Below are 11,657 nucleotides of genomic sequence, written 5' to 3' on the forward strand. Positions count from 1 at the left end.
GCTGCCGGAGAACGTCATGAAGTTGCACACAGTGAAGGTCTTGGTCGGTCTGTTGCTGGCCCTGATGGGGCCGGCGCACGCCGCGGATGACGAGGATGTGGAGGGCATGGTCGGGATGCTCAACATTCTCGGGTCCATGCACGAAACCCCCTGCAGCCTGGAGATGGCATCCCTGCACCAGACGATTGACCTGGGCCCGGTATCGGCCAGCCAGTTGCAACGGCCGGGTGACCAGGCGACCTCCGTGGCCTTTCAACTGCTGTTCGAGGATTGTCGGCGCACTGCCGGCCGCATCGCCAGTGAGCGCACGGGAAACCTGACATGGAGCGCCTATCAACCGGTGCTGTCGGTCGCGTTCATTGCGCCGGCCGATGCCGATGATCCACGGCTGGTCAAGGTGCAAGGCATCACCGGGATGGGCCTGCGCCTGACCGATTCCCAGGGGCGCGATGTACAGCTGGGTTCAAGGGGCGAGCCGTTGTTCTTGCCCTTGGGCCGCAACACGCAGACCTGGAACGTCCAGCCCACGCGCACGCCGGCACCCCTGACCAGCGGTGCATTCCGGGCCGTGGTGGATTTCAGGCTCAATTATGAGTAAGGGCAGAACAATGACCAGGTTAACCGGCCCGCGGGCCATTTTTATCGGTGCGGGACTGCTGTGGGCGGTCAGCCAGGGCGTGCAGGCCGATACCAACCTGACGATCCGCGCGGTGATCATCGCGCCGCCGCCATGCGTGATTAACAGCGGTGGCACGCTGAATGTGCCGTTCGGCAATGACCTGCTGACGTCGCGGATTGATGGCGTGAATTATCGACGGGACGTGCCGTATACCGTCACCTGCAGTCCCCCCGTTTACAGCAACGCGATGACCCTGGAACTCAAGGGCGCGGCGGCCGGGTTTGATAACAAAGTGCTCTCGACCCCCAAGACCGACCTGGGTATCAAGCTATTCGCCAATGGGGTGGACTGGCCGCTGAACACGCCGCTCAGGTTTACCCATCCGACCTTTCCAGCCGTGCAGGCAGTGCCGGTGAAGCGCGCGGGCAGCACGTTGACCGGAGGGGCCTTTGCGACCGCCGCCACCCTGGTGATCGAGTACCAATGACGAGCCCTAATAAAGAGGAACGATCAATGACAAGTTGGCCGCAGCGAGCGTTGCTCGCCTTGTGTTCCATCGGCTTTTGCAGTGGTGCGTCGGCCAACCTGACGTTCAACGGAACGCTGAACGAGCCGCCGCCCTGCACGATTGATTCGGGCAGCACGATTGAAGTCGATTTCGGGGATGTCGGCACCAAGCGCGTCGATGGCGTGAAATACCGCAGGGCCGTCGGCTACACCATCCGCTGCGGCGCCTCCACGCTGCCGTGGTTGTTGAAGCTGAGCGTCAAGGGCACAGAGACGACTTTTGATAACACCGCCCTGCAGACCACTGCGCCTGACCTGGGGATTCGGCTGTATCAGAACAACGCGCCGTTTCGCCTCAACACGCCGCTGGACATCAGCCTGGCGGCACCGCCGACATTGGAAGTGGTGCCGGTCAAACGGCCGGGTTCGGTCCTGAAGGCCCAAGGGTTCACGGCGGTGGCCACGCTGTTGGCTGAATACCAGTAGGAGTCGAGTGTATGCGACACGCAATGATTCATAAGGGGCTGGCCCTGCTGCTGACCTTCGGCCTGGCGGCCACGGCGCAGGCGGTGGACAACCTGAGGTTCAAGGGCAACCTGGTGGAACAGGCCTGCTCCATCCGCCCGGGCGATGAAGCCATCACCCTGGAAATGTGGGACCTGACCAGTAAGCACCTCTACATCAACACACGCTCAGTGGGCAAACGTTTCACCCTGCACCTGGATGACTGCAATACCACCATCAGCGACTCGGTGACCATTCTGTTCAACGGTGCGGAAAACCGTGCGCTGCCCGGGTTGTTCGCCCTGGATGGTGGCAGTGGTGCCTCTGGTATCGGGCTGGGTTTGGAGACGCTGAGCGACAAACCGGTGCCGGTGAACAAGGTCGGCGACGAGCAGAAATTGAGCCCCGGCAACAACGTCATTCTGCTCAAGGCCTATGTGCAGGGTGAGCCGGATGCCCTGCGGGACAAGACCATCGGGCACGGCAGCTACCGTGTGACTTCGACGTTTACGCTGGATTATCCGTAACGGTAAACCGTTATGCATGGGATGAAAGAGAACAACATGAAACGACTATTTGGAGCCGTTGTGCTGCTTGCCCTGGCTGGCATTACGACGACCGTGAAAGCGGCTGATTGCCGAGTCAATGGCGGCAATTGGCAACGGGTGAACATTGGCGGGACGTTGAACCTGCAGGTCCCGGTGAATGTGCGACTGGAGGTGAATGAGCCGCGTATCCTCCTGTCCGGGGTGAGGATCGAATGTCGCTTCGAACCCGACAGTTATACCCCGGATGGACGGCAGGATTACTGGGCCACCGGGACGAGGATCGGCCCGGCCTGGTCGCCTGGTCCGAAGTTCGTCAACCAGACGACCGGTTTGCGCATAAATGGCACGTACCGCGACACGCCTATCCCGGCGGGTATCCGGATTGCGACCATGCCTAACAATACGACTCCGATCCCGATCGATGTCATTCCTTATATCTTGATCCGCAACAACCCGACCAACCCTATCGACATTCGAATAGGTGACACCCTCGGCGTGTTACGTCTCGACCAGACCAACAATTACGATAGCGGCTCCACGAGCCTGCAGCTCACGTACATCGCCAACAACGACTTCATCATTTCCCCATCGTCGTGCACGATCAACAATAACCAGCCGATCAATATCGACTTCGGCAATGTCCATCAGAGGGCGATAGGCACGGACCCCCTGTCCACCACCGTTCGTAAAGATCACACGCTCACCTACCGGTGCCCGGACCCGGGGATTACTACGCCGATCACCATTACCTACAAAGGCACGCCGTCTTCGTTCAACGCCAATGCGCTGGTGATGAGCAATGCGAACGTGGGTACGGCCCTTGTCCGTGGAGGGGCGGCGGTTAGAGTCAATGGCTCGTTCCTGACCCGTATCACCAACAGTTCCGGGAGCGACGTTGTAACGTTCGCCCTGGTCAAGCGAACCGGGTCCTTGCCTGTCGAGGGGCCGTTAAACGGCAGCGGCGTACTGGTAATGGGTGTGCCATGACACACCCATAGGGTCAGACCTGGCGCGTGACGCGGTTACGTTGTTCGCTGTGGCGCTCCAGGGCCTGGTGGGTCAACTCGCGCATCCATTGTTTTTCGCGGTAGCCCAGTTCGTTGAGCAGCAGGTTATAGCTATCGTCCGTCATGGGTTGCCCGGTCAGCACTTGCGGATGTGGCACACCCAGGGCGTCGGCGAGGCCCTTCAGCGTGAGCCTCAATGCTTCCTTCTGCTCGTCGGGCAAACCATTGGCCTGGGCCAGCCTGGCCTGGGCTTCCTGCAGTTCATCCAGGCGCGCGCATTGCTCGTCGAAATGCCGGGCATTGGCCTCAAGGGTGTTCGGGTGGTGGTCGTGCAGGCACTGTTCCCAATAGGGCTCCAGCAGCATCTGGTTGACCAGGCCGTCACCTTCGCCCAGTTCCAGCACGGTGCTGTAGGCCTGTTCGATTTGCGCCGCTTTCACGTCACCGGTGTCGCGGTACAGCATATGTTCTGACAGCCAGGGCAGGTCGAGGCGCTTGGCCAGGGCGGTCTGGTAGCTCAGGTAGACCTCCACGTCGTCCACCTTGCCCATCACGCCTTCCCGTCGTTGCGAACGCAGCCATTGGCCGAGGCCGCCTTCGGCTTCCGGTTTGAGCCGATTGGCAATGTCCTCGCTGGCGATGCGGTTCAATTGCTTGAGCCGTGCATTGCCCTTGGCCAGCGTCACCAGTTTGGCCTCGCGCTCGCTGGCCGAGGCGGAGTAACGCTGGGCTTCGCTGACCAACACCTCGATGCCCAGGTCATTGAAAATCTGTGCACTGCCGTCGGCGCACAGGCCGGGAAAACTGGCCATCCTGAACAGCTTTTCACGTAGCGCCGTGTCGTTGTGGGCCGCCTCCAGCAAACGCCAGACGCGCTCGCGCAACGTTTCAAGATTGTCCCAATAGGCATCCATGTCCTGGGGGCGCTGGAAGAAGTCGGATGCTTCAAGGGCCTTGATCACCTCGAACAAACCCTGGGAGCCGTGCTCGCGTTCCACCGCTTGCCACAGTGCCTGGCGCCTGCCCAGTAACGGCTGCTTGACCCGCTCCAGCCACGGGCCGCTCTCTCCACGGGGTTCATAGTGGCGGTTGGGGTCCAGGCCGGCGGCTTCGCGGTACTGCTCGTACAGCAGGCGCTGGTCGTTGAGCAGGGCGTTGCGGTCCAGGCGGGTGTGGGCGACGGTCCGGGCCTCGGCGCTGTTGGCCATGAGCGCTGGCACATGATCAATCCGGGTTTGGCTCAGGTCCAGCAGGAAACCCTCCTCCCGTGGATGGGCAAACAGTCCGGTGGGCCATTGGGTGATGGGGGTGCGGCTCAGGAACAGGCGGCGCAGGTGCGGCATTTTCGAGATGTTCGGGGGCTGCGTCAGCGGGTTTCGGTACAGGTTCAGGTTGCGCAGGTGCTTGAGGTTTTTAAGGCGCGCAACGTCGCCGTTGAGCAGCGTGATCTGGTTTTCTCCCAGGTTGAGGTCACGCAGGTAGCGCATGTTGGCGATGGGCTCGGGCAGCCGCGTCAGTTCATTCGCACTGACATCCAGCTCCCGCAGGGACGGGAACGCCTGCAGAAAGGGCCACTGGCTGTCGTTGAACATGCAGTTGGCGAGCTTCAGTTGGGTGACGTGCTCGAAACCATTGCCCAGCAGCGGCAGGCTGCCGGGCAGGTCCAGGGCGCTGAGGTCCAGGCTCGCGCCGCTCTGCACCTGGCCCCAATCGTCGCGGTGCTCGGCGAGGCGGTCTTCCCAGCAGCGATAGAGTTTGTGCGCAATGATATTTTTACGCAGTTTTTCCTCCCGGGCCATGCGGCTGTTTTTGGGATGAGGGCCGGGCAGGCGCTTCCATTGCTCCAGCTCCCGGTGCAGGTTGTGCCGCTGCAGGACCAGGCGATTGAGGACCTGATTGTTCAGCCCTGGGCCGATCTCATTGAGGAACCGCTGCAGGCGCACCTCCTCCAGGGTCGGGAACAGACTGGCCAGCACCTCCCGGGCGCGTGCCTGGCTCAGATGCTCCTGGGCGCGGCGCAACCCGCTGAGGGCCGCGCCGCCGAGCAGGGTGGTGGTCTGCACGTCTGCCGTACTGCGCAGCGGTGACTCGGCCAGCACTCGGCGCCGTTCGGCCAAGGGTTCGAGAATTGCCATCAGCCAATGCTTGAGCCCGGCGCCCTGGCCGGGCCGGTAGCCCAACTCGCTATGCTGGGCTTCGGACAATGCACGCAACAGGCATTCATAAAGGGTATCCGGGCCGTGCAGGCGTTGGCCCTGTTCATCGAACAGTTCGTAGCCCACGTGGTTCTGGCGCACCAGCACCCGGCGCCGGCTGGCATCGGCTACCCCGGCTTCACAGCGCAACGCACCGTTGACCTGGCGATCACGGATTTGCAGGTGCAGGTCGCCAAAGCCATCGCTGTGGCGCTTGAGGGTGTTGAGCACCAGGCGCTCGGTGCCTTCGGTGATCGGCCAGGGCGAGAAGAACCCGGCATAGGCCTGGGCACTGTGCTGGGCGAAGCTCAGTTCGCTGGCCTGGTTGAGCAAACGCAGCGGTACGTGTTGGTCCAGGGTTTGCCGTTCGGCCGGGGTGGCGCTGGCCAGCAGGGTTTCGGCCAGGGGCCGGTCCAGCGGGCTGACCTGCTCGCGCAACCGACGCACATGGGGATCGGCGCTGAGCTGGCGGGCGTTGTGGATGTAGTCGGCGATGTCACCTGTCTGGCGCGCCACCGAGTCCGCCAGTTGATCGCGCAAGGTTTGCACGCGCAGGTCTTGCGGTACGTCGCCGCCCAGCAGTTGCTTGATCGACGGCTCATCGAGAAACCCCAGCACCCGCGCCGGCAACTCGCCGGACATCACCTCGGCCAGGCTCAGTTGCAGCGTGTCGGCCGGCGATGCATCCGGGTTGGCGTACTTGTGGGAGTCGCCGGTCTTGTCCGAGCGCACGAACACTTCCAATGCCTTGGTTTGGGGCCAGCCCGGCAGCTCGGTGATGGTCTGCTCGAACCAGACGGACGTTGCATCCAGCGGCAGCGGTGCGCCGGTACGCAGGGTGTGCACGGTCTGCGTGGCCGCGTGCCGGGCTTCGTAGCGATTGAGGGTGGCTTCCAGCAGCGGCGGGGTCGGCCGGTTTTGCACGTAAAGGTTGCGCAATACACCGTCGTCGGCACCGCTGATGCGTTGCATCTGCTGCAGTTGCTGGTCGCTGAATGATGCGGCTCGTGGCCCCAGGCGGCGCATCAGTGTGGTGCTGTCCCAGGTGCGCGGTTGCTCGGCTTCATGCACGAAGGCGCCACTGCCGTTGAACCGCACCTGGGGTTGATAGGCGTTGGCGCGCTGCGGATGGGCGATACGCGTGTCGCCGGTTTCAGCGTCTGCCTGCACTTCGAAGTGAGCGCCTTGCAGCGCGAGGATCTGCTTGCCCTGATGGGTGTGCAGGCCGTCGACACTGGACGGCTGGTCGAGGTTTTTCACAGCATAGGGCGCAATATCCGGGTGCCACAGGCGCGCGCTGCCGTCGGGCCGCACCACCGGGCGCAAGCCTTCGACGAAGGGGCTGAGCTTGAGCCGTGCGACATGGCCCAACTGGCTGGCGGCGCCGAACAGGGCAAACTGGATCACGCTGTCGGCCACCGCGACCACTTGCTCTGCCGCCTCGGCTCCACGCCCCTGGGCCCAATCGAGAATCCCCTCGAACACCTCGTCGGTGATCTGGTACAGGCTGTAGGCGAGCATCGCTTCGCCCAGCAGCGGCACGAAAGGCGTCAGCACCAGCAGCGCTGCGTTGAAGATATCCCCGAGGATTTTTTCCAGGTTGTCCCACCAGGCCCAGCGCGCGTGGCGGTCAGCGGTGGCGGTGGGCACGGCGATGTCCAGGGCATCGTTGACGATCTTGTTCAACTTGAGGCGGTACTGGTAATTCCACAGGTCATTTTCGGCGGCGAGCGTTGAGCGATTGACGTGATCGTCACCGATGGCCTGCACGCTGAATTGCAGATTCGGCTGGGTGATCGGCGTGTCGCGCCAGCTGGGGCGCGGGTCGGTGTGTGGGGTTTGATGCCAACGCACACGGCTCAAGCGCGTATTGAGCCCGGCAAAGAATTCACCGCGCCGGGCATGGTCGATGAACTGGCTGAAGAAGGTCTGGTAGCGCTGCTTGTCCCGCAGTTTTTCCGTGAGATGACTGAGGAAGGCCGCGGGCGAAGGGTATTGCTTCAAGGGGTGTTCGGGGTCTGCGGGGATATACACCAGCACCTTGCCTACCGGCCGGGTGGGCTGCGGCACAAACAGCAGCAGGATGCCGGTCAATGCCGTGCTCATCAGGCTCAGGGTATGGCATTCAAGGGGCAGGCCCTCCAGCAGTGCGACGCGGCCGGCGATCAGGTCGAGCACGGCGCCATGGGCATCGGCGTCGATGTCCCGGTTGATCAGGGCCAGGTGCGCGGCCGTACCCAGGGCCGTCTTCTGGGTGGCAATCATCTGCAGGCGCACAGCCCGGGTCACCGCCGCGTCATAGAACCCCAGGGCTTGGCGCAGGCTTTTCTGATAGCGGGCGCCTAGGTCCAGGGTGCGGCAGATTTGCTTGAATTGTTCAGCGGTCAATACCGCGCCGGTGGTGGTGTGGCGCAACGTCAGTACATCGCGCTGCCCGCGTGGGTCTTCGGCGGACATGAAGGCGGAATCGACGAAGGTGTCCGAGGCGGCAAAGTTGGCCAGCGCGGCGTCCAGCAGCGACAGGGTTTTGCTTTGCTCCCCGCGCTTGAAGTCATGCACCCACCAGGCAACCGTGGCGCTGGCATACAGCCGCAGGTAGGTGGTTTTGACGTCGATATCGCCATAGGCCTTCAAGGCATTTTTCAGCAACGGTTCGGCGAAGGCGTACACGTTGGTTAGTGCCTGAAATCGTTGGTCCATCGCCGTCTGTTGCTGCCAGTGTTCGGCAATGGCGGGCTTGAGCGCCTGGTGCTGTCTGGCGCTGGCATGGGGATAGTGGCGGATGCCTTGGTGAGCGACGTCGTTGAGTGCGCGCAGGCGATGTGGCGAGGTGGTTTTCAGCCAGTGCGGCAGGGCGTTTTCGATAAACGCGTGGTGCAGGGACTGGTCGGGTATGTCGGCCATGGGGGCAACCTGTAGAGCTCAAAAAGAAGGCTTGAGTCTATGCACCGGCACGGCTGCGGATAAGTTTGAATAGTGGGTGGAAACTGCGGCGGATCCCTCAGTAATTCGCAAGTGAAAAGCGCAGGGATAGGCCCTTCAGCGCGCGCTGCATAAGCTGTTGTCGCCCGGTTGCAAATAGGGTGTAAGAATCGGCGCCATGCCCTTGAGTACTTGTACCGGCAACGCCGAAGTGAACTTGAAACCCTGGGCCGAAGCACCGGGGACGAAGGCGGTCAGCGTGCCGAAATGATGCTCGCCGATGTAGAACACGAAGGTCGCCGTGCGGTTGATCGCCTTGGAGCTGAGAATCCGCCCACCGGCGCCGATGGCTTCGATCCGGTTGTCCCCGGTACCGGTCTTGCCGCCCATGGCCAGCGGCGTACCGTCCGCCAGTTTGAAACTGCCGGACACGCGCCGTGCGGTGCCCGCGTCCACCACCTGGGACAGCGCGCCCTTGAGCGCCGTGGCCACCTCGGAAGGCAGCACGCGCTTGCCGCGATTGGGGTCATTGACCAGCCGGGTTTCGTACGGGGTGTCGGCGGCAAAGCGCAGGCTGTCGATACGCAGAGTGGGCTGGCGCACCCCGTCGTTGAGGATGATCCCCACCAGCTCTGCCAGCGCTGCCGGGCGGTCGCCGGAGCTGCCGATGGCCGTGGCGAGCGACGGCACCAGGTGGTCGAAGGGGTAGCCGACTTTTTGCCAGCGCTGGTGAATATCGAGGAACGCCTCGATCTCCAGCATGGTGCGGATGCGGCTGTCGCGGGCACTCTTGTGGCGGCTCTTGAACAGCCAGCTGTAAACCTCCTGGCGTTCATGTTCACTGGCGGCGGTGGCCTGGGTAAAGGTGGCGTCGGGGTGTTGCAACAGGTAGCCCATCAACCACAGGTCCAGGGGGTGAACCTTGGCGATATAGCCTTGGTCGGGCAGGTCATAGGCGCCGGGGCCATAGTTCTGGTAGAGCTTGTCGAGGCGCTCGTCGGTGAGTTTCTCAGGGCTTTTCACGCTGCTCAAATGGGAACGGACAAAACTGTTGAAGCTCGCCTGGCTGGCATTGGGCAGCAGGTAGCGGTGCACGGCGGCCAGGCGAATGGCGGTGGGATGCATGCCATCGAGAAAGGTATCGAGGCGCGCCTGGGTATCTTTGTTGCGGTACTTTTTCCAGAACTTGAGCAGGAACGTAGTGCCCTCGCGATCAGCAAACTGGGCCAGGTATTCCTGGCGGCGCGGGTCGTTGTCGTCCTTGAGCAACTCGGCGCTGTTGTTCGGGCCCTGGTAGGTGGTGTAGCGCACCAGGTCACGCATCAGGCGAATGAACGGCAGGTTGATGGACTCGCGCAGGGCTTCGATCAATGTGGGGGTGCGGCCGTTGTCCTGACTGCGGAAGTTGTGGAAGTGGTGCATGCCGCCGCCGGTGAAAAAGCCTTCGCTGGTGTTGGCCGAGTATTGGCGATTGAGGGCGGCGTCGAGCATGGCCGGCAGGTTGCGATCGCTGTTCTGGATCAGGTAATCGAGGGCCCAGCGGGTGATGCGGTCCTGGTCGTCCACCGGAATCTTGCGCAACTGGGCAGCGGGCATCGAGCCGTATTTGTCGTGCAACTCGCTGACGATTTGCAGGTAGGTGGTCATCACCCGCAGCTTGGCGGTGGAGCCCAGTTCCAGCTTGCTGCCCTCGTTGATGTCGAACGGCTGGTCGGTGCTGTCGGTCTGCACCCGCACCCGCGCGCCGTCGGGGGTCATCTCGTAGAGGTTGAAACTGTAGCGCACCTGGGCGGTGCTGGCGGGCGTCAGCAACGTCGGGCCGAGCAGGCCGATCTGCGCGGCGAAGGTAGGGTCGGCGAGGTGCTTGAGGTAGGCGCTGGCCTGGGCTTGCAGGTCCGACTGCAAGGTGCTGGTGGCAGACAGGTCGAGGCGGTCGAGGTCATACAGCGGCTGATTGAGCAGGGCGGCCAGGCGAGTGCGGGCGACGGTAATGCCCTTGTTGGTTTCGATCGGCTGGATCGTCGGTTGCTGTTGCCAGTCACGGTAGGTGACTTTGCTGGCGAGGGCGGCGTTGGCCAGGGCCGGGTCGATCACGTTGTTCTGTGCGAGCAGGCGGATGTGGCTGTCGGTGAGGTCCGCCAGCTCCTTGTGACCCTTGGACAAATAGTGAGACGGGCGGCGCTGGGCGATCATCAGTGACAGCACCTCGCGCAACGCCAAGCCTTTTTGCGACAGTTGTTTGGGGTCGCGGCTGTTGAGCAGGGCGTTGGTCTGGTTGAAGTCAGCGCCGTACCACACGCGCAAACCTTCGGCCATGCCGTGCACTTCGCCGTGGCCGGGCACCGCCGACAGGGGCACGCTGTTGAGGTAGTCGCGCACGATGCCCTGGCGGGCGGGGAGGGTTTGCGGGCCGTCCTGGTACGCGCGCACGCTGGCGGAAATCATCTGGCGAATTTTTTCGCCGCCGGACAGGGTCAGGCCGTCGGGCGAGTGGCGGTATTTTTCCAGTTGCGTCGCCAGGGTACTGCCGCCTGCTGTCTGGCCGGGCAGGTGCAAGAGCTTGGCCACCTGGGACCAGGCGGCCTTGGCGAAACGCGGCCAATCCACGGCCGGGTTGAGTTGAGGGTTTTTCGGGTCGAGCAGGTCGCGGTCTTCTATAAACAGCAGGCTGCTGACCACCACCGGCGGGATCGCCGCAAAGCTTGGGTACAACTGCTGTGGATACGTGAACTGATACAGGGGGGCGGCCCGGCAATCGGTGATAGTCAGGCCGGCCTGCATCTTTTCCGGGTAGGGCACGAACAGGCCGCGCTGGGCGTAGGCCATCAGGTCGGGGGAGAAGCGCGCTTGAGCCTGGATCAGGTAGTCACGCTTGATCAAGCGCGGCAGGAACTCGCCAAGGGCGCTGTAGCCCAAGCGCTTGTCAAAGGGCCCGGCACCTGGGTAAACCCGCGCATCGCTGGGGCCCGAATGCATTTGGTAGGTGAGGGTTGAGGCGATGTCGGTGAAGGTTTTGGCCTGCAACCTTGAAGTGCGCATTTCCCGCAGAGCGGCAAAAGCCAGGGCGATCAACGCAATCAACAGCACCAGCCAGAACAGCCGCCACCACAACCGTCGGCGGGGGGGAGGGCTTTGTGGCAATGGCTGTTCATCCGGGCTATCGGTGGAGACCGCAGCCTTGGTCGAAGCGTTTTGCCATAAAGCGCCCATAGTCGATTGATCCATTTACGCAGATTGATCGGACTTGGTTGAAGCTTAGACGGTGGTGGGCGAGTGGGCGGAATTTGTGAGAGGGATGTTGTTTGTGGTGAAGGGGCTTGCTGTGGTGAGGGAGCTTGCTGTGGCGAGGGAGGTT

The 11,657-nt window shown here is 62.7% G+C and carries 7 protein-coding genes; 5 read left to right on the forward strand and 2 right to left on the reverse strand.

What is annotated here, in order from left to right:
• Positions 1 to 16: 16 nt before the first annotated feature.
• The 5 genes from K0H47_RS18765 to K0H47_RS18785 are packed head-to-tail and all read left to right on the forward strand — an operon-like array spanning position 17 to position 3,165.
• Complete coding sequence (locus tag K0H47_RS18765; protein ID WP_093205451.1) at positions 17 to 598, forward strand: fimbrial protein; 582 nt, start codon at positions 17 to 19, stop codon at positions 596 to 598.
• Positions 599 to 608: 10 nt separating this feature from the next.
• Complete coding sequence (locus K0H47_RS18770; RefSeq protein ID WP_063027358.1) at positions 609 to 1,106, forward strand: fimbrial protein; 498 nt, start codon at positions 609 to 611, stop codon at positions 1,104 to 1,106.
• 26 nt (positions 1,107 to 1,132) lie between these two features.
• Positions 1,133 to 1,612 (forward strand): fimbrial protein, encoded by a 480-nt coding sequence (locus tag K0H47_RS18775; protein ID WP_219273400.1) that lies wholly within the window; start codon positions 1,133 to 1,135, stop codon positions 1,610 to 1,612.
• Between the two features lie 11 nt (positions 1,613 to 1,623).
• Positions 1,624 to 2,157, forward strand: coding sequence for a fimbrial protein (locus tag K0H47_RS18780; protein ID WP_093205455.1), 534 nt, complete (start codon positions 1,624 to 1,626; stop codon positions 2,155 to 2,157).
• 36 nt (positions 2,158 to 2,193) lie between these two features.
• Positions 2,194 to 3,165, forward strand: a complete 972-nt coding sequence (locus K0H47_RS18785) for a fimbrial protein (protein WP_093210180.1) — start codon at positions 2,194 to 2,196, stop codon at positions 3,163 to 3,165.
• A gap of 13 nt (positions 3,166 to 3,178) precedes the next feature.
• On the opposite strand, the gene K0H47_RS18790 is transcribed toward K0H47_RS18785, so the two are convergent.
• Both K0H47_RS18790 and K0H47_RS18795 read right to left on the reverse strand, forming a co-directional pair.
• Positions 3,179 to 8,284 (reverse strand): NEL-type E3 ubiquitin ligase domain-containing protein, encoded by a 5,106-nt coding sequence (locus tag K0H47_RS18790; RefSeq protein ID WP_219273401.1) that lies wholly within the window; start codon positions 8,282 to 8,284, stop codon positions 3,179 to 3,181.
• A gap of 135 nt (positions 8,285 to 8,419) precedes the next feature.
• Positions 8,420 to 11,512, reverse strand: coding sequence for a transglycosylase domain-containing protein (locus tag K0H47_RS18795; protein WP_219273402.1), 3,093 nt, complete (start codon positions 11,510 to 11,512; stop codon positions 8,420 to 8,422).
• Between the last annotated feature and the right edge of the window lie 145 nt (positions 11,513 to 11,657).

This window comes from Pseudomonas sp. Xaverov 83, from assembly GCF_019352905.1.
In the GTDB taxonomy this organism is placed as follows: Bacteria; Pseudomonadota; Gammaproteobacteria; order Pseudomonadales; family Pseudomonadaceae; genus Aquipseudomonas; species Aquipseudomonas yamanorum.

Bases quoted from the DNA above. Each gene is read 5' to 3' on its own strand.
- K0H47_RS18765 (WP_093205451.1), top strand. From the start codon at position 17: ATGAAGTTGCACACAGTGAAGGTCTTGGTCGGTCTGTTGCTGGCCCTG.
- K0H47_RS18770 (WP_063027358.1), top strand. From the start codon at position 609: ATGACCAGGTTAACCGGCCCGCGGGCCATTTTTATCGGTGCGGGACTG.
- K0H47_RS18775 (WP_219273400.1), top strand. From the start codon at position 1,133: ATGACAAGTTGGCCGCAGCGAGCGTTGCTCGCCTTGTGTTCCATCGGC.
- K0H47_RS18780 (WP_093205455.1), top strand. From the start codon at position 1,624: ATGCGACACGCAATGATTCATAAGGGGCTGGCCCTGCTGCTGACCTTC.
- K0H47_RS18785 (WP_093210180.1), top strand. From the start codon at position 2,194: ATGAAACGACTATTTGGAGCCGTTGTGCTGCTTGCCCTGGCTGGCATT.
- K0H47_RS18790 (WP_219273401.1), bottom strand. From the start codon at position 8,284: ATGGCCGACATACCCGACCAGTCCCTGCACCACGCGTTTATCGAAAAC.
- K0H47_RS18795 (WP_219273402.1), bottom strand. From the start codon at position 11,512: ATGGGCGCTTTATGGCAAAACGCTTCGACCAAGGCTGCGGTCTCCACC.